The organism is Cupriavidus sp. TMH.W2 (assembly GCF_050847365.1).
Classification (GTDB): Bacteria; Pseudomonadota; Gammaproteobacteria; order Burkholderiales; family Burkholderiaceae; genus Cupriavidus.
Window position 1 is genome coordinate 1,946,246 of record NZ_CP193792.1, and the last position, 23,515, is coordinate 1,969,760.

Sequence of the window (23,515 nt, forward strand, 5' to 3'; positions counted from 1 at the left end):
TGTTTCCTCAGTGCTGGGCCGGCTGCGGCAGGGCGTCGCCGCCGTGCTGGTGCTGGCGGGCCGCGTACTCCTGGATCGAGGCCATGCCCAGCTCATTGGCTTCAAGCAGGCTTTCCAGGTGCTCGCGGTTGTTGACCAGGCCCTTGGCCCGCACCTTGCCCTCGCTGTCGATCACCACGGCATAAGGCAGGCGCCCGATGTGGTAGGCCATGCCCAGTTCCTGCGACAGCACGTACGGGAAGGCATCAAGACCGGCCTTGCGGTAGAAGGCTTCATGCTCCGCCGGCTGGCCATCGCTGGCCAGAACGAAGCGATAGTGGCGCCCCTCCTTGCCCTGCAGCGACGGCAACAGCGCCAGCAGCTTCTTGCAGACCGGGCAGGTCGGCGCGACGAAGAAGAGGAAAGTGTTGCGCGCATCGTCGGCGATGCCGCCGATCTTGACGGCGCGCGCGTGCAGGTCGCGCAGCTCGAAGGCCGGCGCGATGGCCCCCACTACGGGACCCTTGTCCACCACCAGCGCGCCCACCGGCATGATGCGCTCGTACAGCACCCCGATCTGCCGCACCAGCGCCAGGCACACCAGCCCAAGCACCACCACGACGCCCCACAGCATGATTTGCGAAACTACCATTGCACTCTGCATTTCAAGATCCCATCTTGCGTGCCGTGGCCTGGTTGGCCAGCAGCAAATCGATAACGAAGAATCCGCCCGCGGCAACAGCCAGGCTGCCCAGAACGGTGACGTAGTCCATCCAGACCACCGCCCGGCCTGAAGGATCGAGCAGGCTCGGCGCCAGCAACACCGTCAGCAGCGCCACGCGAACCAGGTGCCAGCCTGACAACCCGGCGGGGGTGGCGCCGGCCTTCTGGCCGAAGGCCCAGCAGCCGCAGTCGATATCGCGATTGCCGCGCGCCAGGCTGACGGCGATGGCGCCGAAGAACAGGCCCAGCAACGCCAGCCCACCCAAGGCGGCGCACTGGCGCAGCGCGTCGACGGGCAAGGCAATGGCGACTGTCAGTTCGGCCAGGGCCAGCACCCAGGCCAGCGGCGGCACCAGGGGGCCGGGCAGCAGGCCATACGACGCCAGCGCCTGCGTGAAGCGCGGCATGTCGATCAGCTTGGCCAGCGCGGCCAGGCCAAAGACGATGCCGGCGGCAGCCTGGCTGGTCCTGAGGAAAACGGGGTCAATCACCATGGCGCGCCTCAGAAGGGAAAGACCTGCAGGATCGCGTGGCCGCGCTTGCGGTCCGACAGCAGCAGCTTGCCGGTGCCGGCGTCAAAGCTCTGCAGCCCGATGCCGGTGGCGCCCACCAGCACAGGATTGGGGTCCTGCGTCACGGTCAGCGCCAGCACCGGCAGCAGCTTCGCCGCGGTCACCGGCCAGCGCGCGATCCGGGCGTGCGACTTCAGGTCGAACACCCAGATCTCGGTGCCGCCTTCCTTGTGCGAGCCGTCGCCGCCCTGGTGCATGGCAACGTAGAGCCGGCCGCTGGAGCGATGGACGGCAAATGGCTGCTGACCGCCCGGGCGCCAGCCCTCGGCAGCTTCCCGCGGCGCGACCAGCGGCCACGGCGCATCAAAGCGGGCCGGACTGGCACTGAAGTCGGCAGGCGTTACCTTGCCGCCGAAGGACAGGAACAGGTAGCCGTTGCCCCAGCGCTGCGCGTGGGTGAAGACGGGGTCGTTCTCCACATCGATGAAGCGCCCGGACTGCTCCCTATGGGTTTCCTTGCCATCCGTGCCTACCGTCACGGTCAGCGCCTTGCCGCTTTCGCACAGCGAGGTAAAGCGCAACGGACCCGAGGGATATGCCAGCACGCAGGCTGCGGTATCCACCTCGCTGGCAACCTTGCGCCCGGCAAGGTCCACCACCGTGACCGAAGTCGCCGGCGTCACGTTGGTGACGAAGGCAAAGCCGCCATCGTCAGACACGGTGGTATTGAACTGCGATGGAATCTGCTGCGCATGCTTGGGCGGCAGCACAACCTCGCCGGTCTTCAGCAGGGTCTGGTTGTCGGTGATCTCCAGCACGTCGGTGCGCTCGCCCGTGCTGCCGCGCGAGAAATAGGTGGTCGCGACATAGGTAAAGCGGCGGTCAGCCGACTGCGCCACGCCAGGCATCATGCCCGCGCCGCGCTGGCCGATCAGCTTCTGCTTGTCGAGATCGAATACACCCAGGCGGGCATCGATGGTGGGCTCAAGGTCCAGGAGGTAGATCCAGTGATCGCCAGGCGCAGGCATGGCTTCGATCCTGAGGGTCTCGGGGGCAAGCGGCGGCGGTGGGGTCGCCGCACTGGCGGCAGCCGCCGCGGCCAGGCCCAGGACGGTCAGGCAGGCTCTCATTCTTGATGGCATGGATAGAGGCTCTTGCAGAGAGGTTGTGAGCGTTGCATCTACTATATGGATCGCCTTGCGTGACCTGTGGCCCGGATTGGCAACCCCATGAATGGCACGGCGTTACAGAGTCATGCACCGCTCGTCATCGGCGCTCTGTGCTCGCGGCAACCGGCCCCTGGCTGGAGAACAGCACAAGCATTCCGTCCGGCGCCGCAACCGCAGCGGTCAGGTCCAGCCGGTCCGGGCGGGTCGCGGCCTCGAACGAAGCGCCATCAGGCCCGCTGCGAATCAAGGCACCCTCCAGCCCCACCCCGGCCACGCCGCCCTCGACCGGGACCAGGTCGGTCAGCGAACTGGCCGTGCCGCTCTGCACCTGGCTCCAGGAGTCGCCGCCGTCGCGGCTGCGGTAGACCGTGCCGCGCATGCCGCCGACCACCACGGATCCATCCCGCTCAGCCGCCCCGGTCCAGAAGCTGCCTTTGTAGCCGGTCTGCTGGTAGGTCCAGGTCTTGCCCTGATCCAGCGAGCGCAGCACCAGTCCCTGCTCGGCTGCAATGAACAGCTTGCCCCCGGTGGCGGCGAAGATCCTGAACAGGTTCCGGTCAGCAGCCTTGCCGCCCGGCGGCGCCGGCAGCTCGCGCTTGTTCCAGGTGCGCCCGCCATCGTCAGTCTCCAGCAGCAGTGACCACAGCCCGGCCGCCACGCCGTGCTGGCCGTCCAGGAAAAGCACTGTGAACAGCGGCTGGTCCGCGCTGGTATCCGACCGTTGCAGGGTCCAGCGCTCGCCGCCATCGGCGGTGTAAAGAATCACGCCGTGGTGCCCGACGGCCCAGCCATTGCGCGCATCGGCAAAGCTGACGGCTGTCAGGACCGCGCGGGTCGGCACGTGCAAGGCTTGCCGGAAGGTCTTGCCGCCATCGTCGGACAACAGCACCACGCCGTGGTCGCCCACGGCGACGATGCGCTCGCCGGCGCGCGCGGCGCCCAGCATGCTTGCCCGCACGGCGGAAGGCGAGCGCACTGCCGGACCCCGGTCAAGCTTTACTGCGCCCTGTGCCGGTGCGGCACCACCGTCATTGGCCGTTGCCCAGGCCATGCCATGGCAGCAGGCCGCCATGGCCATGGACGTCAGCAGGAATGAAAGTTTCATCGGTATCAGCTTCAGTGCGACATCAGATTGGAAGCCCGCACCGCACCGCGGCGAGGGAACAGCCGTTCGAGGACCACCGCCAGGGCAGGCAGCGCGGTCATGGCCATCACCAGGTTGACCAGGAACATGAAGGCCAGCAGCTTGCCCATGTCGGCCTGGAACTTGAGTTCAGAGAAGGCCCAGGTGGAGACCCCGACGGCGAGCGTGATGGCCGTGAAGATGGTTGCCATGCCGACCTCCAGCAGGGCGTTCTCCATGGCCTGCACGATGGGCTGCCCTTGCGCCATGTGCGCGTGCAGCCGGTTGTAGATGTAGAAGGCGTAGTCCACGCCAATGCCGACGGCCAGCACCATCACCGGCAGCGTCGCCACGGTCAGGCCGATATCCAGCGCCTTCATGAACCAGTAGCCGACAAAGGTCGCCACCGTCAGCGGCAGGCAGCAGGCCACCACCGCGCGCAGGTCGCGGTAAGCGACCAGCACCAGCAGCAGGATGGTGGCGTAGACGTAGAGCATCATCGGCTGCTCGCTGCGCTCGACTTCGTCGTTGATGGCGGCCAGCACGCCGGCATTGCCGGAGGCCAGCCGGATCTTCACGCCGGCTTCGGGATTCGCGCTGCGGAAGGCCTTGACGGCGTCGACCACGCCATGGATGGTGCTGGCCTTGTGGTCGGCCAGGAACAGGTGCACGGCGGTCATGCTGCAGTCCTTGCGCATGTAGCCGCGCAGGCGCCCGATCTCCGCAGCAAGGGCGGCATAGTTGCCGGGATCGACGGGAACGGCCGACATCTTGGGATTGCCCTCGTTGTAGCCCAGGTTGTAGGTGCGCAGCAGGCTGGAGAAGCCGCTGATGGACAACACCCCCGGCACATCGCGCATGGCCCAGGCAAAGTCGTCCTGGTAGGCGCCAATACCCCCGTTGTCGCACGATTGCGGCGTGGCCTCGAATACCACCGTGAGCCAGTCCAGGCCAACGTCATAGTTCTTCGAGATGGACAACGCATCCCGGTTGAAGCGCGCGTCCGCGCGCAACTCAGGCGCGCCGGGGGCCACGGTGCCGATCACGCGGTGGCGCCCTTCGTAGACAGCCAGGCCAAGCAGGCCGCTTACCAGCAGCGTCACGATCACCGCATTGCGCGGACGCGCCACGGCGGCCAGCGCGCGCAGCCAGCGCGAGCGGCGCTCGTGCCGCGCCAGGGCCCGCTCCGCATAGCCGCGCGACACATGGAACCACGACGCCACCAGCGGCAGCATCACCAGGTTGGTGACGATCTTGTAGCCCACGCCGATGGACGCCGTGATGGCCAGCTCGCGCACCATCGGGATCGGTACGATCACCAGTGTCACGAACGACACGAAGGCCGTCACCAGCGCCAGCGTGCCCGGCACCAGCAGGCCGGTAAAGCTGCTGCGCGCCGCCTGCATCGCGTTCTTGCCGTGCGCCAGTTCGCGCGTGATGAAGTTGATCTGCTGCACACCGTGCGAGACGCCGATGGCAAATACCAGGAACGGCACCAGCACCGCCAGCGGGTCGAGCCCGAATCCCAGCACGCGCAACGTGCCGAACTGCCACACCAGCGAGGTCAGCGAACAGGCCACCGGCAGCAGCGTGAAGCGCACCGAGTGGCAGTACCAGAACACTGCCAGCGCGGTCAGCACCAGGGCGATGGCGCAGAACACCAGCACGCTCGAGGCGCCGTCGGCAATATCGCCGATCTGCTTGGCAAAGGCGATGATCTGGATCTCGAAGTCCTTGTCCTCGAACTTGCGCAGCTTTGCTTCCAGCAGGCGGTTGTAGGCGACATAGTCCAGCCTGTTGCCGGCGCGGTCATACTCTTCAAGCTCGGCCGTGATCATGGCGCTGGTCTGGTCGCGCGAGACCAGCGTGCCGACAAAGCCGCCATCGCTGGCCGCGCGCCGGATCTTCGCAATCACGGCATCGTCCAGCGCCGGCGGGCTGATGGTGCCGTCGATCAGCGGGTCGGCGCGAAAACCCTCCTCGGTGATCTCGTTGACGAAGCTGTTGGGCGTCCATAGCGATTGCACGCCAAGGCGGTCGACATTGGGCAGGAACAGCACGGCCTGCGTGACGTCATAGAGGCGCGTCAGCGCCGCCTTGGTCCAGACCGTGCCGGCACGCGGCCTGACCACCACCGTCAGGCGATTGGCGCCGAACAGGTCTTCACGGTACGCCTGGAAGGTCTGCACGTATTCGTGCCCGAGCGGCAGCTGTTTCTCGAAGCCGGCTTCCATGCGCAGCTGCAACGCAAAGTAGCCCATCACGGCGGTAAACATGCCGATGACCGCAAGGGTGGCCACGCGGTGGCCAAACAGGAAGGCTTCGAGGCGCCTGACGAGTCCGTTCATCACGGTGAAATCCTTGAATCAGTGCTTCGGGCGCGGACACGGCGGCAGGCGCCGCGCCCGCTGTCCCAAAGGCTCAGAAGTTGCGGGTCAGGAACGCCCCGACAAAACTGCGGTCACCCAGCGGCTGCGCCAGCGGGTTGGCGCCCCAGTACAGCGTGTAGTTCAGGCCGGCCTGCCACTTGGTGGGGTTCTGGTTGAACAGCACATACAGGTTGGCGGACTTGGCGCCCTGCATGTAGTTGGCCATCCCGGTCGGCGTGTAGCCCATGACGGACCATGAAAAGGTCACGCCGGGCGTCACCTGCCAGCCGGGAATCAGGGAACCGTCGTAGGTCCAGTTGAAGTCGGCGGTGTAACCCATCGACAGCGAAGTGCCCTTGGCCGCCGTGACCGGATAGCCAAGCGTGCCGGTCGTCGAATTGTCCGCCCACGGCAGCAGCCCGGCCGCCGGCGCCTGCATCACGGTGGTGCCGCCGACGGTGCGGAAGTAGCGCGAGTTCGTATTGACGCCGGGGAAGTAGATCGCGACCAGCTCATTGGTAAACGTGCCGGCATCCGCGCCAAGGCCCTTGAGCAGGAAGCCCGCGCTGCTGCTCGGCGTGATTGCCAGCAACCCGGTCAGATGCATCTGGAACCGCTTGCGGTCGATCCACTGCTGGCAGTCGACGCCGCTGGTGCCGTTGCTGATCAGGTCGAGCGGGCCGTTGGGCCCGTAGCAGGCCGTGAGCGCCACCGCATCATGCGGGCGGTATGACAACTCCCAGCCCACCGCCCACTCGCCCACCGGAAAGTTGGCGCTGACGCCATAGAGCTTGCGGTCGTTCAGGTAGTCCAGATGCAGCGTGTCATTGGCGCGCAGGCCAAGCACGGGCAGCTTGTCGTGATAGTTCATCACGTAGGCGCCCAGGTCCAGCTGCGTGCCCGGCGGCTTGTAGTGAAACGCCAGGCCGTACTGGCCCTGGCTGCGCGCCGAGCCATTGTTCTCGAACGGCACACCGAAGGTGTTGTACGGCGGCCCGGCGAACAGGCCCTGGTTGATGCCCTGCTGGACCTGCTGAATGGTGCCCTGGCTGCGCGAGCGTGCAATGGCCGCGGCATCCGTGCCAGTGAAATTGGGATTCGTGGTGCTGATGTTGAACGGCTCCATGCCGCGGCCAAGATTGTCGGTCGTGGAGAAGTACGACCCGACCGGAGGCAGGCGGCTGCTGTTCCACTGGAACTGGTAATACGCCTCCATGTTCATGCCGTTGCCCAGACCGGTGGCGAAGCTCAGCATGGGTGCCGGCAACACGGCTTCCTTGAGCTGAGTGCCCGGCACCAGCAGCTTCTGGATATCCAGCGCGTTGGTCGAATTGATGCCCCCCAGGCCAAAGATGCTCTCGCCCCAGTTGATCACCTGGTTACCCAGGCGCACGCGCGCACTCTGGTCGCCGATATTGAAGCCCTTGCTGACCCACAGGTCCAGCAGCCGCACGTCGCGGGCCACCTGGTCGCGCGCATCCGGGGTCAGGTCCGAGCGGGCGGTATGGCTGGCGGCAGCGTCGAGCAGCCAGGTGCCGCGGGCCATGAACTTGATGTCCTCGGGAAAATTGAGCAGCAGTTCATGCGTGCCCTTGACGTAGGCGGCGAACAAGTCCCCCTTGCGGTAGTTCAGGTTGCCGTTGTCCTGATTGGAGAACTGCCCCGTGTTGACGTTGCCGCCGCAGCCTGACGCATTGGGATCGCCCACGCGCTGGCAGTCCACCTCGTGCGCGCGCATCGCCAGGCCGGTGGTGATCTGCGAATCGAACGATCCGTAGACCGTCTCGCCCTTGATTTCCACCGCCCGGGCCGTGCCCAGGTGCACTGCCGCGGTGGTGATTGCTCCCCAGAACAGATGTTTCCTGCTGATGCCCACAGCTCCCTCCCCTTCATTTTTCTATTTGTGTATGGCCGATGTACGGACGAACGCATCCGGCGAAGGGGCTCCCGACCCTTCGCGCAAAGCTGGATGTGTCTGGTATTGCCGCCGGACGGCGGCGGGCTGGCGGGCTAGCGCTCGCTGCGTGCGCGCAGGCTCTCCGCGGTGTAGAAGTCCATCTTGTAGCGAGGCTCGCTCGATTCGGGGATCCAGCGCATGCCCTTGCCGGCGCCCGACGTCGCCATGTCGGCGACGTAGCGGCCGGTGATCAGGTCATACTGGACAAAGGTCTCCAGGTCGCAAGAGCCGGTCTCCCAGACCGGGATCGGAAAGCCCTCGCGCAGCTTCCACAGCTTGCCCTGCGCGTCATAGTCCTCCGACACCACCGCCAGCCAGCTGTCCTCGTCGAAGAAGAAGGTCTTCTTCGGCGCGGTGTGGCGCGCGCCGGCCTTGACCGTCGCCTCGACCACCCACACCCGGTGCAGTTCATAGCGGCGATGCTCGTTGCCGATAGCTTGCGGCTGAAAGACATCGTGCAGATTGGCCTTGAAGTCGTACATGCCGAACGCGTTGGCCGGAACGTACATCTCGCGCTTGCCGACGATCTTCCAGTCGAAGCGGTCCAGGTTGCCCGTGAACATGAAGGCCTGGTCGACCGTGTACTGGTTCTCCATGCCAATCTGCGGCGCGTCGTACGAGTAGCTCGGCATGCGCCGTACACGGCGCTGTCCGGGGAAGTAATAGGAAACTTCGACAGGCGCCGCGCCGAAGGAGCTGACCCCCACCGCGCCCTGGCCCGCCAGCGCTGCCGGGGACTTGTACTGGAAATAGAGGGCATCGAGCGTCTGCTTGACGTCCTGCGGCGTGTTCGCACCCTTCTTTGCCCACGGGAAAAAGATGTCCATCTCCTGGTTGGCATCGACCCACTCGTCGCTGCCCGCGCGCGGCGACAACACCGTGTAGTAGCTTGGCACGGACACACCCACGCCGCGATACCGGGTCTTGTAGTTCCACATCACCTCGGCACCGCTCTTCGGCTGCGGGAACGGCACGCCCGGCAGCACGGCGCTCGCCAGCGTCACGCCATCGGCCGCCATTCTGGCCTCGGTCAGATTGCGCCTGGTATTGGCGCTCACCCAGTCAGCTGCGCCGCAATTGCGGTGGGTCGGATAGACGTCCATCTTGTAGCCCTTGGTGGCCTTGATGAAGGCGACCTGCCCGGCAGTCAGCCTGTCCGCGTATTTGTCGACGTTACCCGCATCGATCGAGAACAGAGCCTTCTCGCTTTTGTGCGCCCAGAACGCGCCGCGCGGCTGCGCCGGCGTCCATCCTGCCGCGGGCGCGTCCTTGCCCTCCCACGCCGGGATCGTTCCGCTCTTGTTGGCAGCCCGCTCGGCACCGGCCGGGGTCAGCGTGGCGCCGCCCAGGTCGGCGTCAGCCAGGGCGAGGCCGTCGGCCAGCATCAACACCGCCATCATGGCGGTCACGGTCAGGTTTGTCAGGCATCTGCGTTGATTCATTTCCGTCTACCTTTTGATTGCGCTTTGGCATGTGTCGCGCCTCCCGCGCTGGGGGCGTGCTGAACACCAGGACTCGCTCACGCCAGGGCTGCAGCGATGGGACAGACGCGAGCGGCTCGCGATCGCCGGATACCCTGGAACACCGGCCGTTGCTGGCGGGCGCCAGCTATCGGCGATCTGTCCTGCGGAGTCTAGAAGGGGGCCTGCCTCTGGCATGGCCCAAATTGAAGGTGCCCTGTAACAGAGGGTTGCGGGCGCCGGAGATCGCGATTAGGGGGTTTCCCTAGTACATCGAATCCCGCGAACCGGACCGGGTTCGCGATCAGGAGATCGGCAGTGACCGAGCCCCCGGAGGAGCGGGGGTGCAGCGACGTCAGCCGCGCCGGGTCTGGGACGGCAGGTAGCCAAAGGTCTTGCGATACTCCGCGGCAAACTTGCCCTTGTTGACAAAGCCCCACCGCGCCGCAGCGTCGCAGACGCTCAGCTCCGCTGCGCGGGTTTCCAGCAACAGCCGGCGCACCAGAGACAGCCGGACCGAGCGCAGGTAGACGCTGGGCGTTACCCCGGTCAATGCCAGAAACGCCGTCTGCACGGTTCGCCTGCTTAACCTGAGCGTGCGGCACAGATCCAGCACGCTGACGGGTTGCTCGGGCTCGGCAAGCAGGTAGTCTCGTGAACGTCCAACGATATCGCTGTAGGTCAGATGCGTCACATCGCGTTGCCTTGGCGCCTGGATGTCGATCAGAAGGCACAACAACTGTTCGACCACGTCGTCGCGGAGCGCCTTGCGTGCCGGCTCATGGGCCAGCGCGCCAAGGTTGTCCTCGACGGCGCCAAGGCAGTCCTTCAGCCACAGGCTCGCGCGGCGCAGCGCCGCGCCGCCGGCTTCCAGTATCGGCTGAGCGCCCCACCCGAGCGAGTCCAGCCCCCCCAGATAGTCGGCATAGGAGGCGAAGGCCTCGTTTTCGATGGCGATGCCGACGTAGTCGCTTTCGGTAGCGGTCTGGGCAACAAACTCCTGCCCGCCCAGCATATGCCCCACCGTGCTGCCTACCGCCCGCCCCAGCAACGTGGCACTGCGCTCCAGCACCAGCGGGACAACAAAGGTCCTGGCGTCAGCGGGGGTCCGGCCCTGCTGGAGCAACGGCACGTTGATGCGCTCCCGGTAAAGGCTTACCCCCTCGCCCATCGAGAACTGCTGCAGCAATCCGCTGAACCGCCCCGGCCCCGTCTGCAGGTAACGCTGTTCGACCTGGGCCAGCTCCCGCGCGTGGTCTTCCGGGTTGTCGAAACGGGCGAAGCGAAAGTACTCGGTACTCAACTCACACCTTCCTTACAGGGCATTGGCTCAGGGGTTATGGACCGGCAGGATGCTGGATACGGCGAGGAAGTAAGCCAGATGCCCGGCGCGCGGGCAACTCCCCAAATAGGGTGGCATGGCGGATGCCCCTGCCGTTGGCAGGTTACCGACGGGCACCGATTTTGCTGGCTATATTTCAAGAACGATTTTCCGCCGTGTCCCAGCCTGCCGGCGGCGAAGTCCATGTGACGCGTACAAAATCCGCTCAGCGCCGGGAGGTGGATCATGAGCGCCGTGCCAGAGCCGCAGATCGCCGACCGCACTTCGGCCCGGAGGGAACGCATCGCCACCTCCACCCGGCACGTGTGGACCCGCTTCTGGGTCATTGCGAAACCTTACTGGGTATCGCGGGAACGGTGGAAGGCCGCGGGCTTGCTGTTGCTGCTGGTCCTTTTCCTGTTTGGCCAGACCCAGGCCGAAGTCCTGATCAACGAGCAGACCGGTGAATTCACCTCGGCACTGGCGGCCGGGGACGCTGACCGCTTCTGGGCGTCGATCCGGTCGTGCCTGGTCATCCTGATCGTCGCGATCCCTCTCTATGCTGTCTACCACTACATCAGAAACAGGCTGGGCCTGCTCTGGCGGCGCTGGATGACCCATCATTACCTGGACGGGTATTTCAAGAACCGCATTTTCTACAAACTCAACTCGGATGCCGCGATCGACAACCCCGACCAGCGGATTGCCGAGGACATCAACACCTTCACCCGGCAGTCCCTTTTCTTCCTGTCCGTCGGCATCGGCGCGCTGCTGCAGCTCATTGCCTTCAGCGCCGTCCTGTGGCTGATCTCCAGGGAGCTGGTCTACTTCCTGGTGGTCTATGCCATCGCCGGCACCTTTGTTTCCATCTTTTTCTTCGGGCGCGTGCTGATCGGCCTGAACTTCTTTCAGCTCAAGCGCGAGGCGGACTTCCGCTTCAGCCTGATCCGCGTTCGCGAGCATGCTGAATCCATCGCCTTCTATCGGGGTGAACCCCAAGAGTCTTCGCATGTGCAGGGCCGTTTTGCCAGGGCGTTCCAGAACTTCAACCGGCTCATCAGGTGGCAGCTTGGCCTGAATATGTTCCAGTATGGGTATGCCTTCCTGACCATCCTGCTGCCCAGCGCCATCGTCGCCTCACGCGTGCTGGACGGCGAGCTCGAAGTCGGCAGCGCCATCCGCGCCGCCGGGGCGTTTACCGCCGTGCTGAACGCACTGACGGTGATCGTCGACAATTTTGAAGACCTGAGCCGGTTCGTGGCAGGGCTGGACCGTCTGGACACGTTCGCCAACACCCTGACCGGCAAGCCGGCAGCATCGCCGAAGCCAGCCAGCACGATCGAATCCGTCCATGATTCGCGCCTGGCGCTGGAACACGTCACCCTGCAAACGCCGAACCAGGAGCGAACGCTGGTCACCGACCTCAGTGTGTCGATCAACCCGGGCGAAGGGCTGCTCATCGTCGGCGCCAGCGGCGGCGGCAAGAGTTCGCTGATGCGCGCCATCGCCGGATTGTGGAACAGCGGCACGGGCTGCATCGTGCGGCCAACGCCGCAGGAGATGCTGTTCCTGCCGCAGCACCCATACATGGTGGTGGGCAGCCTGCGCAGCCAGCTGCTATACCCGAGCCACCTTGGCCGGCAGATCCCTGACGATGAGCTTGTGCAACTGCTGGAGACGGTCAACCTGCGGGACATTGCCGGCAGGTTTGGCGGCCTGGACACGGAAGTGGACTGGAGCAAGGTACTGTCCCTTGGCGAACAACAGCGGCTGACCATCGCGCGCGTGCTGCTCGCAAAGCCGCGCTATGTGATGCTGGACGAGGCCACCAGTGCCCTGGATATCAGCAATGAGGAAGCCCTGTATCAGTTGCTGGCCGGCATGCAGGCCACGCTGGTCAGCGTCAGCCACCGGCCCACGTTGCTGAAGTATCACCACCAGGTGCTGGAGCTGCCCGGCAACGGCAAGTGGTGGCTGCATCCGACCAGGGACTATCGCTTTGGCTGGTAGTCGCCGGGCTGCCACCCACGGGACTCCACGATGCCAATGCTGCCTTCCTCAACCATCACAGTGGTGTGCTAACGTCACGCGAAGCACATTGGATGGGGAGGAAGTTTGCATGCAAGCGGGCATTGTCGAGTCCGGCTATGGCTCGGACCCGGTCGGTCTGGTCAGCGGTTTCCTGTTCGAGCCCGGCGCACCGGTGCGCGAGATCGATTCCCACGCCGCGGCAGCGTGGCTGCGGCAGAATCCGGTGGCACCGCCGGACGCAGCGCACCATCATCCCTTCCTGTGGCTGCACTTCAATCTGTCGCACAGCGCCTGCGAACGCTGGATGAAGGGCCAGCTGGCCCTGCCGGAAGAGTTCTTCGAGGCCCTGCGGCAAGGCTCCCGCTCAACGCGGATCGAGCGCCTGGACGCCGCGCTGCTGGCCGTCGTCAACGACGTGATCTATAACTTCGGCGTCACGTCCACCGACATCTCCACCCTGTGGGCCCACGCCGACCACCGCCTGCTGGTGACGGCCCGCGCCCGGCCCCTGCGTTCCGTGGACCGGCTGCGCGAGGCGGTGCGGCGCGGCGAGGCCTTCCGCTCGCCGCTGGACCTGGTGGTGCACCTGTTGCGCGACCAGGCCGACGTGCTGGTGCAGATCGTGCGCGAGACGGGCGTGAACGTCGACCAGATCGAAGACCAGTTGCTGTCGCAGCGCCTGCAAGGCAACCGGGCCGACCTGGGTTCGATGCGGCGCGGACTGGTGCGGCTGCAACGGCTGCTGGCGCCCGAGCCCGGCGCCCTCTTCCGGCTGCTGAACCGGCCGCCGGCCTGGCTGCAGGAAACGGACCTGCAGGAGCTGCGTGAATCGACCGAGGAATTCTCGCTCGTGCTCAACGACCTGGCTGCATTGGTCGAGCGCATCAAGCTGTTGCAGGAAGAAATCGCCGCCAAGCTCAACGAGCAGACGAACCGCACATTGTTCACGCTGACGCTGGTAACGGTGCTGGCACTCCCGATCAACATCGTGGCCGGCTTCTTCGGCATGAACGTGGGCGGCATCCCGCTGGCCGATCATCCGCACGGCTTTTGGGTGCTGGTGGCGCTGGTGGCCAGCTTCACGGTGCTGGCCGGGCGCTGGGCGTTCCGCAAGCAGGCCGGGTAGGCCCCGCCCTCGCGCTCCGTAAGCTATGCTGAACTGGTTCGCATCCGCCGCACTTTCCGGAGACCGATCATGCGCCATCGCCTGTCCGTCTGGCTGGCCGCCACAGCGGCAACCCTGCTGTGCGCCTGCGCCACCCTCCAGCCCGTGGAAACCGCCCAGACGATGCTCGGCAGCCCGCAGAGCGCCGTGCGCGATACCTTCGGCGCGCCATCCGAGACCTACCAGCTTGCCAACGGCGCCAGCCGGTGGATCTACTCGAAGCAACCACTGGGCTTCGAGGTCTACGCTGCCGACTTCGACGCCGGCGGCAAGCTGACCAGCTTCCGCCCGATGCTGACCGAGCAGGAAATCTACGAGGCCCGCCCCGGCGTGTGGACCAAGCAGGACGTTGCCGAGCACTTCGGCAAGCCGCGCGAGCCGGTTCAGTACTACCCCTTGATGAAGCGCGAGGCATGGTCCTACCGGCTCTACGCCGGCATGTATCAGCCGGCGCACTTCAGCGCGTATTTTGACGACCGGGGCGTGCTGGACCGGACCATGATCATCGTCGATCCGCTTGGCGGGGATGCGCGCGACGGCAGCAAGTAAGCGCGTTCTTCGCGCTCCATGCCCGCTCGCGAGCGGGCGAGGTTCATCACCTTGACCCAGGCTGCGACGAAGACCTTCAGGAAACTGTCCGCCCCGTCCTCGCTTGCGTAGACTTCGCAGAACGCCATTAGCCGGGGATTTGAACCGAATACAAGATCCACGCGCGATCTGGCCCAGCGAAACGCACCGGCGCCAGGCTCGAACATCGTCAACACGATGGCGCCGGCGGCGTGAAGTTCCGCATCTCGGCGGCTTCAGGGCTCAGCATGGCCTCGAGTGCCCGCGCGCGGAATTCACGCGGCGCGAGGCCCGTGTGCTTGCGGAAAAAGCGGCCGAAATACGCCTCATCGGCAAAGCCCAGCGAGTGGCCCAATTGCTTGATGCTGTTGCGGGTGTAGACCAGGTCGCGCTGCGCTTCATGAATCAGGCGAGCATTGATCACATCCAGGCTCGACATGCCAAGCACCTCGCGGCACAGGCGGGTGAGTTGGCCTGGCGTGATACCCAACTGCGACGCATAGGCCTGCATCGGCAGGTGCTGCTTGAAATGCTCATCCACCAGCGCGCGGAATTTCTCGATCTTGGCGACCTTGCGCGAGCTCACGCTCGTGGGCGTGGAGTGCTCGATGTGCTGCAGCCGGGCGATCTGCACCAGCAACGCGGTCAGCAACGAAACGCCGGCAGCCACGCGGCCGATGGCCTGGCCGCGCGACTCGCGCTCCACCGCCAGGAATAGCTGCATGAGGGTGTCCAGCTCACGGTCCATCCCGGCCAGCGATATCACCGCCGCAGTGCGGATGGTCTGCAACAGTTCGGGCATGACCACGTTCGCCAACGACTCCAGCAGGCGCTGCGCGGCGGTCACCACCGGGCCATCCACATCGCTTGAGAACCGAAAACCATGCACGGTTTGTGCTGGAATCAACAGCACGCAGGGCGCCTGCGCCTGTACCCGCCCCTGCTCGAGCAGCACCTCGGCCGAGCCCGTGCGCAAACACAGGATTTGCAGGAAAGCATCGTGCATATGCGGGCGAATGTCCCAGTTATAGGGACGCGAACGTTGCGGGATCCACTCGAAATCGAACGTGACCTGCCAGCCCGGGAGCGCTTGGTCACCGTAGAGCGAATAGTTCGGGATAACCCTGACCATGACCTGAACCCTCTCTGTATTTGCACGAATTGTCCGACTCTTGGCTGGATTCGTCAATCTTGCGTAACCGTCCCCGGCCAACAATCCGCTCACTGACTTGAGGAGACAAGATGACACCCCAGAACAGAGCCAGCACGCAGCCTTGGCTCGGCCTCGAAGGCCGGGTCTGCGTGGTCAGCGGCGGCGCCAGCGGCATTGGCGAGGCCATCGCCCACGGACTCGCGCAGGCCGGCGCCCGCATCGCGGTGCTGGATCTCGATGGCGACCGCGGCGATGCCGTGGCGCGCGATCTGCGCGCAGTGGGGGCCGCCGCGCTCTTCGCGCACTGCGATATGACAAGCGAGGCCAGCGTGCGCGCCGCCGCCGCGAGAATCCAGGCGGAACTCGGCCCCTGCCACGCGCTGATCAACAACGCCGGCGTACTGCGCCCAGGCAACCTGGCAGACGTAAGTCTCGCCGACTGGAACCAGGTGCTGTCCGTCAACCTGACCGGCTACCTTCTGTGCGCGCGCGCTTTCTTGCCACCCATGCGGGAAGCCGCATGCGGCAGCATCGTGAACGTGGCGTCGATCTCTGGCCTGTTTCCACAGACGGGCAGCGGTGCCTATAGCGCCAGCAAGGCCGGCGTGCTGCTGCTGTCGCGCCAGATGGCCGCCGAATGGGGACCGTGTGGCATTCGCAGCAACGCGATCTGCCCCGGCATGATCCGCACCGCGCTGTCGGCCAGGTTCTATGAATCGCCGGGCTTCGAGGCCAGCCGCGCGGCTGTCACCGCCAGCCGGCGCATCGGCGAGCCGCAGGATATCGCCGATGTGGCCGTGTTCCTGGCAAGCCCGCGCTCGGCTTACGTCAATGGCGCTGAACTCTCCGTGGACGGCGGCATGCCCAGCATGCTGATGGACATGGTCCCGCGTCCCGGCTTCAATTGGCCCGCCCTGGCCTGAAACCCGGCAGGAGAACCCTATGCCCAATCGTACTGAATATGACCTGATCGTCGTCGGCTCCGGTGCCGCCGGCCTGGCTACCGCCATCACCGCCAAAAAACGCGGCCTCGACGTGGTGGTCCTGGAAAAGGAAGCCGTGTTCGGCGGCACCACCGCGCTCTCCGGTGGCGTGCTGTGGATCCCGATGAGCCCGCACGGCCGCGGGCAGAATCCGGCCGACACGCTTGACGCCGTGCGCACCTACCTGATGCAGGAGACGGGCTCGTTCTATGACGAGGCCGCCGTCCGGGCATTCCTCAAGAACGGCCCAGAGATGGTGGCGTTCTTCGAGCGCGAAACGGAGATGAAATTCGTCCCCACGCTCTATCCCGACTACCATCCCGATGCGCCAGGCGGCGTGGACGTGGGCCGCTCGATCCTGGCCGCGCCGTATGACATACGAGGCTTGGGAAAGGACATGCGGCGCCTGAAGCCGCCGCTCAAGGCCATCACCTTCATCGGCATGATGTTCAACTCGTCCAATACCGACCTCAAGCACTTCTTCCGTGCCACCAAGTCGCTGACATCGTTCCTCTATGTGGCCCGGCGGCTGGCGACCCACCTGAAGGAGCTCATGCTCTACGGCCGCGGCATCAATGTGACCAGCGGCAATGCGCTGGCGGCGCGGCTGGCGAAGTCGGCACTGGACCTGGGCGTGCCCATCCTGACCAGTACGGCGGCCAGGGAGATCCTGATGACCGACGGCAAGGCCGTCGGCGTGCGTGCCGACGGCGAGGGCGGCGAGCGGCGCCTGCACGCCCGGCACGGCGTGGTGCTGGCCTGCGGGGGGTTTCCGCATGACGTGAAGCGCATCGCCATGGCTTACCCGCACGTCGCGCGCGGGGGCGAACACCTCTCGCCCACACCGGCAGGCAACACGGGAGACGGCGTGGCCATGGCCGAGGCCGCCGGGGGCAGCGCCGACATCCGCTACCGCGACAGCGCTGCGTGGATGCCGGTATCGCGCGTGCCTTACGGCGATGGCGGGTTCGGCGTGTTCCCGCACCTGCTGGACCGCTACAAGCCCGGCGTCATCGGCGTTCTGCGCAACGGCAGGCGCTTTACCAACGAGTCCGACTCCTACCATGATGTCGGCGCGGCCATGATCAGGGCCTGCGAGGGACAGCAGGAGACGGCAATGTGGCTAGTCTGCGACAAGGCCGCCCTGGCCAAGTATGGCCTCGGCTTCGTCAAGCCCGCGCCGATGCCCTTTGGCAAGCTCCTGCGCAATGGCTATCTGATCGAGGGCCCTACGCTGGCGGACCTGGCTCGGCAGGCCGGCATCGACCCGGCTGGCCTGGAAAAGACCGTGCGCGAGTACAACGTGGGCGCGTCGCGGGGTGATGACCCGGCCTTCGGGCGCGGCGGCAACGCGTTCAATCGCTACCTTGCCGACGCCGAGAACAAGCCCAACCCCTGCGTGGGGCCGATCGGAAAAGGACCCTTCTACGCGGTCAAGGTGCTCGTGGGCGACCTTGGCACCTTCGACGGCATCAGGACCAGCGTGGCCGGCGAAGTCCTCAAGCGCAACGGCACGCCGATCGCCGGCCTGTACGCGGTGGGCAACGACCGCGCCAGCATCATGGGCGGCAACTATCCCGGCGCGGGCATCACCCACGGGCCGAACATGACCTTCGGGTACATCACGGCGAACCATATTGCCGACCAGGCCGGGGCAAAGGCATGAGCTATCAGGACACGCAAGACAAGCCGCTGATCGACCACCGCACCTACACCATCGCGCTGCGCAAGATGCCGGAGTTCCTGGAGGTCTTCGACCGCCTGGCGATGCCCATCCTGCTGCAGACGCTGGGCAGCCCGGTGGGTTTCTATGTGAGCCACGTCGGGCCGCTGAACCAGTTCGTCCACCTTTGGGCCTACCAGGACCTCGCCGACTACGAGCGCCGATGCAAGGCACGCGACACGCACCCGGACTTTCCGGCATACCTGTCGGCTTCTGCGAACCTGATCACGGCGCAGGAAACCCGCCTGGTGCGGGCAGTGGACATGCCCGGCCTGCGCCCTTTCACGTCCACCACCCTGCCCTGACGGGCAGCCCTCAGCTGTCCATGCCGGCCGTGAAATGCCGCGCCGGCATGACGGCCACTTCGGCGGCCACGCGCGGCACGAAGTCCATCTGATCCAGCACATCGCGCTGCAGGTCGATGCCGGGGGCCAGCTCGAACAGCTCCACGCCTTGCGGCGTCAGGCGGAAGCTGGCGCGCTCGGTCAGGTACAGCACCTCCTGTCCGCGCACCAGGCCCTGAGGGCCGCTGAAGGTGATCTGCTCCACCTGCGTCACCAGCTTCTTCACCTTGCCTTGTTCCAGCACGCGCACCCGGCCATCGCCAGTGGCCAGCTTCACGCCTTTGGCGGCCAGCGTGCCGCAGAACACCACCTTGCGCGCGTTCTGGGCGATATCGATAAAGCCGCCGGGACCCACCGTCAGGCCACCCAGGCGCGAGACGTTCACATTGCCCAGCTGGTCCATCTCGCCAAAGCCAAGGAAGGCAATGTCCAGCCCGCCACCCGCGTAGAAATCGAACTGCGTGGCCGCGTCCAGCATGGCGCTGGCGTTGCGCGCGTAGCCGAACAGCACGCCATCCATCAAGGTGCCGCCATAGGTGCCATGCTCGATGGTCTGATAGAGACGATACTGTTCGTTGCGCGCGGCAATCAGCTTGGCCACGGCGTCGGGCACGCCTACGCCGTAGTTGACCACCGGGCGGGCCTTCCCGGTATTGAACAGTTCCACGGCGGCGCGGCGCGCGACGGCCTGGCGTTCGCTGAAGACCTCCTGCGCGGCGGCGCGTTCGGCGGCGTGGTCCGCGGCCTCGCTGGCCGTGCGGGCCTCGCCGGCGAGTTCGCCGCTGAAGGCCGCATCGAACGGAATCTCATAGCTGGCGCGCTGCCCCGGGTCGACCACCACCGCATCGACCCACGCGGCCGGAATACGAACCTCGCGCGCCTTGAGACTCCCCCGGGGCAGCCGTTCCCTGACCTGCACAATCACCTTGCCGCCACTGTTGCGTGCCGCGAGGGCCAGCGACTGCGCATCCAGGTTGGCGGCCTCGTGCTCGAAGCTGATATTGCCGTCCTCGTCGGCCGCACTCGCGCGCACCAGCGCGACGTGGATCGGGAACGGCTTGTAGCGCAGGTATTCGCGCCCGTCCAACTGCACCACTTCGCTCAGTTCCTCCTTCGCGCTGCGGTTCATCTTGCCCCCGCCCTGCCGCGGGTCGCAGACGGTGCCCAGGCCCACATGCGTGAACAGGCCGGGCCGCCCCGCCCCGATCTCGCGCATCAGCTGGCTGGAAACGCCGCCGGGCAGGATGTAGGCCTCGATCTTTTCTTCCTCGGCCAGTCGCTGCATCGAGGGCGACCACACCCAGTGGCCGCCGATCACGCGCCGGACCAGGCCTTCGTGCGCGAAGCAGTTCATGCCCCTGGTCTTCTTGTCGCCGATGCCCAGCGCATGGATCACGGTCAGATGGCGCGGATGCTCCGTTTCCAGAAAGCGCGCCTGCACGGCCTCGAACAGGCAGGCCGCCTCCATCAGCCCGCCGCCGCCGCCCATCAGCCCGACGGTGTCGCCGTCGCGAATCAGCCCGGCGGCCTGCGCCGCCGTCATGAATTTGCCGCTGCTCATGACGGGCTCCCTAGCGGTTTACGTCGAACAGCATCGCGCCCTTTTTCAGGACGCTCCTGGCGATCACGGTGCGATGAATCTCGCTGGTGCCGTCGAAGATGCGGTAGATGCGGGCATCGCGGTAGTAGCGCTCGATCGGCAGCTCTTTGCAAAAGCCCATGCCGCCAAATACCTGCACGGCGCGATCCACCACGCGGCCCAGGGTTTCGGCGGCATGCACCTTGACCATGGCGATCTGCTCGCGCGCGTCCAGTCCCGAGTCGAGCATCCAGGCGGTATGCAGGACCATCCAGCGCGCGGCATTGATCTCGATCACGCTGTCGGCCAGCATCTGCTGGACCATCTGGAATTCACCGATCGCCTTGCCGAATTGCTGGCGCTGGGCTGCGTAGTCCACCATCAACTCCAGCACATGGCTGGCCTTGCCAACGGCGCGTGCGCCTACCTGCGCCAGCCGGACCACATTGAGCGCGCTCATGGCCAGCTTGAAGCCCTGGCCCTCTTCGCCGAGCAGCGCCGCCGGCTCCAGGCGCACGTTGTCGAAGAACAGCTCCACATGCGGCGTGCCATGCAGCCCCATCATCTTCTGGTCCTTGCCCACGGTGAAGCCAGGCAAGCCTTTGTCAACCATGAACATGGAGATTTCCTTGTCGCCGGTCCTGGCTGAGACGAGGAAGAAATCGCTCCACTCGCCATCGCTGGTGAAGTGCTTGGCGCCGTTGAGCACCCAGCCACCGTCCACTTTCCTGGCGTGGGTCTTGATGCCTTGCGCGTCCGATCCGGCTCCCGGCTCGGTGATAGCGATTGCGCAGGTGCGCTCGCCGCGCACGGAAGGCGTGAGCCAGCGCGCGATTTGCTCGCCCTTGCATACGAGCAGGGGCTCATACACGTTGCCGAAGGCGCGGCGAATCAGAATATCCGTGGTGTGGCCGAACTGCTCTTCGCACAGCATGCGGTCGACGGCGGACAGCCCCCCACCGCCCAGCTCGGGCGCGATATTGAGCGCATACAGGCCCAAGGCCTTCGATTTCTCATGGATGGCGCGGGCCTTGGCGGGCTCCAGGAAGCCGTTCTCCTCGATCTCGGCTTCTAGCGGCTTGAGTTCCTCGGCGATGAAACGACGCACGGTGTCGATCATCATCTTCTGTTCTTCGTTCAGGGAAAAATCCATGGTGTATTTCCGTATCTCTGTCGTCGTTTCGGGAGTGACAGGCCGTCACCCAATGTTTGAGGCTGGCGATTTCTTACTCAACTGGCCCGAGCACGGCCCGGCTGGCGGCGAGCGCCTGGCGTGCCCATTCGGCCTGCCCTGCTTTCGGCAGGCGGATCTCGTGGGGCACTTCCACGCTCACGGGCAAATCGGCAGGCAGCGCCGCGAACAGGCCCTTGAGGTCGATGCCGCCCTCGCCAGGCAACAGGCGTTCGCAACGCGCGGTGTGGATCATCTCCTCCACCGTGAACGCGCGGCCGAGCTGCGCGCTGCCCGGTGCGTCGCAGATCTGCGCGTAGTGCAGCAGCTCGCGCGGCAGCGCGCGCAGGTCGTCCAGGGTCGTGCCCGAGCGCGCCACGTGGAGCGCATCCACCAGGATTCCCGCATTGGCAGGGCGCCCGGCGGCCCTGACGATGCTTAGCGCTGCGCGCGCATCGGGCACGGCGGTCCAGGGCATGAACTCCAGATCAGCGGTCATGCCGTAGGGCAGCATCAGCTCGCACAGGCGCGCGTAGCTGTCTGCCAGGCGCGCGGGATCAGTGTCGTCCCCGGCCACCAGCACCGCCCTCGCCTTCAGCGCCGCGCCGACATCGAGCAACGGCAGGCTGGCGCGAGGATCGAAGTCTGCGCCGATGCGGATGATCTCCAGATCGAACACGCCGACGCCCGTATCCCGCTGCACCGCCTGGGTTTCGCGCAGGATGTCGGGGCACCCGATCAGGGCTTGCCGGGGCGCGCCCGCGGCATTGGGCACCAGCCGCAAGCCGGCAAAGCGGTAGCCGAGCGTGGCCGCAAGCTGGATTGCCTGCGGGGGCGTGAGCGTGTTCGAAGTGAGGTAAGCCAGCGAATAGCTTGGGGACATGATCGTTCTCTCGGCACTCGGTCCAGCGATGACGCCGGATATTTGGGGGGTATTCAGTCGATTCAGGCAGGCCAGGCTATTGGCTGCCGCCGGCCCCGAGGCGCACGCTTTGCCCACCGACCGCGGCCTCGTGCACGGCGAGCGTGGCCTGCAGCGTGCGCAGGCCGTCGAGCGCGCTGCACAGCGGCGCTTCGCTGCCTTCGATCACGGCCTTGAAGTGCTGCAACTGCTGGCTGTACGGATCGGCCTGGTGCACGGCGGACTGCTCCAGCGTCAGCTCGGCATGCCAGCTGCGCTCCCCGCGGTAGCTCCAGACCTGCAAGTCGGGCAGCGAAAGCGAGCCGTGCGTGCCCGCGATGAAATGCGACTGCGCCTGCTGACGCGGATAGGACTCCAGCTCGCCCGAGCAGAAATCCCAGCACCAGGGCGACGCCGCCACGTCCGACAGCAGCACCGTACCCAGCGCCCCGTTGGCAAAGCGCAGCACGGCGGCGCTGGTGTCCTCCACGGCAAAGGCGCGCACGGCGTGGCTGCTGGCCGCCTGCACCGACTCGACCTCGCCCAGCAGAAAACGCAGCAGGTCGATGTCGTGAATCAGGTTGATCAGGATCGGCCCGCCGCCTGCCTGGCGCCGCCAGGCCGCTTCGAAATACGCGTCGGGCTTGAGAAACATCGCCATGGCGCTGGCCGTCACTAGCCGGCCAAGCCGTCCGGACTGGATGATCTCGCGGGCTCGGCGGCTGATCGGGTTGTGCCGGCGATGGTGGCCGACCAGCACCGGCACGCCCGTGCGCGCCTGGGCATCGACCAGTCTCTGCGCCCCGGCCACGCTGTCGGCCACCGGCTTCTCGACCAGCGCCGCAACGCCGTGCTCCAGGCAGTCCGTGGCCACCGCGACATGGGTCTGGTTTGGCGTGGCGACCACGGCACCTCGGGGCCTGACGTCCTCCAGCATGGCGAGATGATCGGCATACCAAGGCACGCCCAGGCTCTGCGCCAGGGTGCGGCCCGCGTCGCTCGGGTCTGCAATCGCCGCTAGCTGCAGGTTGTCGCTGCGGCCAATGCGGTCGACGTGGGTTCTACCGATGGCGCCGGCGCCAATCAGTGCGATGGGTGTCTTGTTCATGGTCTCTCTGCGCTTGTCATTCGTCATTCGGCGTCGATCCGACGTTTGCCGGATAGCAGTACAAACAGAACTAAATTCAATAGTTGAATGCTATTCCTTTTTTGACTAGTATTCCAATCAATTCGGCAACACCACGAAATGCCGCCACACGGGACGCATGCCAACACTAGGGAAAAC

Annotated in this window: 19 protein-coding genes; 6 read left to right on the forward strand and 13 right to left on the reverse strand. The window is 65.8% G+C overall.

All coding sequences use genetic code 11. From position 1 onward, the window contains the following. Positions 1 to 7 precede the first annotated feature (7 nt). The 8 genes from mauD to ACREYQ_RS08950 form a co-directional block, all read right to left on the reverse strand. A complete protein-coding gene (mauD, locus tag ACREYQ_RS08915; protein WP_432257290.1) occupies positions 8 to 643 on the reverse strand; it encodes a methylamine dehydrogenase accessory protein MauD in 636 nt (211 codons plus the stop codon). 1 nt (position 644) lies between these two features. Beyond that, entirely contained in the window at positions 645 to 1,196 is a 552-nt protein-coding gene (locus ACREYQ_RS08920) for a MauE/DoxX family redox-associated membrane protein (protein ID WP_432257291.1), read from the reverse strand. A gap of 8 nt (positions 1,197 to 1,204) precedes the next feature. After that, positions 1,205 to 2,344, reverse strand: a complete 1,140-nt coding sequence (locus ACREYQ_RS08925) for an amine dehydrogenase large subunit (protein WP_432257292.1) — start codon at positions 2,342 to 2,344, stop codon at positions 1,205 to 1,207. A 136-nt stretch (positions 2,345 to 2,480) separates the two neighbouring features. After that, the gene (locus tag ACREYQ_RS08930; RefSeq protein ID WP_432257293.1) at positions 2,481 to 3,488 is read right to left on the reverse strand and encodes a WD40/YVTN/BNR-like repeat-containing protein; all 1,008 of its coding nucleotides are present in this window, start codon (positions 3,486 to 3,488) and stop codon (positions 2,481 to 2,483) included. An 11-nt stretch (positions 3,489 to 3,499) separates the two neighbouring features. Further along, on the reverse strand, positions 3,500 to 5,854 hold the full coding sequence (locus ACREYQ_RS08935; RefSeq protein WP_432260387.1) for an efflux RND transporter permease subunit: 2,355 nt from the start codon (positions 5,852 to 5,854) through the stop codon (positions 3,500 to 3,502). Between the two features lie 73 nt (positions 5,855 to 5,927). Further along, a complete protein-coding gene (locus tag ACREYQ_RS08940; RefSeq protein ID WP_432257294.1) occupies positions 5,928 to 7,751 on the reverse strand; it encodes a DUF1302 domain-containing protein in 1,824 nt (607 codons plus the stop codon). A 134-nt stretch (positions 7,752 to 7,885) separates the two neighbouring features. Next, on the reverse strand, positions 7,886 to 9,274 hold the full coding sequence (locus tag ACREYQ_RS08945) for a DUF1329 domain-containing protein (protein WP_432257295.1): 1,389 nt from the start codon (positions 9,272 to 9,274) through the stop codon (positions 7,886 to 7,888). Positions 9,275 to 9,647: 373 nt separating this feature from the next. Then, positions 9,648 to 10,595, reverse strand: coding sequence for a helix-turn-helix domain-containing protein (locus tag ACREYQ_RS08950; protein WP_432257296.1), 948 nt, complete (start codon positions 10,593 to 10,595; stop codon positions 9,648 to 9,650). A 264-nt stretch (positions 10,596 to 10,859) separates the two neighbouring features. Between ACREYQ_RS08950 and ACREYQ_RS08955 the strand changes: the two genes are divergently transcribed. From ACREYQ_RS08955 to ACREYQ_RS08965, 3 genes are all read left to right on the forward strand, one after another. After that, complete coding sequence (locus ACREYQ_RS08955) at positions 10,860 to 12,623, forward strand: ABC transporter ATP-binding protein/permease (protein WP_432257297.1); 1,764 nt, start codon at positions 10,860 to 10,862, stop codon at positions 12,621 to 12,623. 109 nt (positions 12,624 to 12,732) lie between these two features. Further along, complete coding sequence (locus ACREYQ_RS08960; protein WP_432257298.1) at positions 12,733 to 13,770, forward strand: transporter; 1,038 nt, start codon at positions 12,733 to 12,735, stop codon at positions 13,768 to 13,770. Positions 13,771 to 13,839: 69 nt separating this feature from the next. After that, entirely contained in the window at positions 13,840 to 14,358 is a 519-nt protein-coding gene (locus ACREYQ_RS08965; RefSeq protein ID WP_432257299.1) for a hypothetical protein, read from the forward strand. Positions 14,359 to 14,566: 208 nt separating this feature from the next. Here the strand turns inward: ACREYQ_RS08965 and ACREYQ_RS08970 are convergent, their stop codons facing one another. Continuing rightward, a complete protein-coding gene (locus ACREYQ_RS08970; RefSeq protein ID WP_432257300.1) occupies positions 14,567 to 15,565 on the reverse strand; it encodes a helix-turn-helix domain-containing protein in 999 nt (332 codons plus the stop codon). Positions 15,566 to 15,618: 53 nt separating this feature from the next. Between ACREYQ_RS08970 and ACREYQ_RS08975 the strand changes: the two genes are divergently transcribed. Genes ACREYQ_RS08975 through ACREYQ_RS08985 form a run of 3 tightly spaced genes read left to right on the forward strand, consistent with a single transcriptional unit; the run spans position 15,619 to position 18,540 of the window. Continuing rightward, complete coding sequence (locus ACREYQ_RS08975; protein ID WP_432257301.1) at positions 15,619 to 16,452, forward strand: SDR family NAD(P)-dependent oxidoreductase; 834 nt, start codon at positions 15,619 to 15,621, stop codon at positions 16,450 to 16,452. 19 nt (positions 16,453 to 16,471) lie between these two features. Further along, positions 16,472 to 18,178, forward strand: a complete 1,707-nt coding sequence (locus ACREYQ_RS08980; RefSeq protein ID WP_432257302.1) for an FAD-dependent oxidoreductase — start codon at positions 16,472 to 16,474, stop codon at positions 18,176 to 18,178. After that, positions 18,175 to 18,540: an NIPSNAP family protein gene (locus ACREYQ_RS08985; protein WP_432257303.1), complete on the forward strand. Its 366-nt coding sequence runs from the start codon at positions 18,175 to 18,177 to the stop codon at positions 18,538 to 18,540. The genes ACREYQ_RS08980 and ACREYQ_RS08985 overlap by 4 nt, the downstream gene beginning before the upstream one ends. Positions 18,541 to 18,550: 10 nt before the next feature. Here ACREYQ_RS08985 and ACREYQ_RS08990 read toward each other — a convergent pair whose 3' ends face one another. The 4 genes from ACREYQ_RS08990 to ACREYQ_RS09005 all read right to left on the reverse strand — a co-directional run bounded on the left by ACREYQ_RS08990 (position 18,551) and on the right by ACREYQ_RS09005 (position 23,338). After that, a complete protein-coding gene (locus tag ACREYQ_RS08990; protein WP_432257304.1) occupies positions 18,551 to 20,140 on the reverse strand; it encodes an acyl CoA:acetate/3-ketoacid CoA transferase in 1,590 nt (529 codons plus the stop codon). A 10-nt stretch (positions 20,141 to 20,150) separates the two neighbouring features. Continuing rightward, positions 20,151 to 21,311 (reverse strand): acyl-CoA dehydrogenase family protein, encoded by a 1,161-nt coding sequence (locus ACREYQ_RS08995; protein ID WP_432257305.1) that lies wholly within the window; start codon positions 21,309 to 21,311, stop codon positions 20,151 to 20,153. 73 nt (positions 21,312 to 21,384) lie between these two features. Next, complete coding sequence (locus tag ACREYQ_RS09000) at positions 21,385 to 22,212, reverse strand: sugar phosphate isomerase/epimerase family protein (protein WP_432257306.1); 828 nt, start codon at positions 22,210 to 22,212, stop codon at positions 21,385 to 21,387. Positions 22,213 to 22,288: 76 nt separating this feature from the next. Beyond that, positions 22,289 to 23,338 carry a Gfo/Idh/MocA family protein gene (locus tag ACREYQ_RS09005; protein ID WP_432257307.1) on the reverse strand — a complete coding sequence of 350 codons (1,050 nt, stop codon included), beginning with the start codon at positions 23,336 to 23,338 and terminating at the stop codon, positions 22,289 to 22,291. Positions 23,339 to 23,515: the final 177 nt, after the last annotated feature.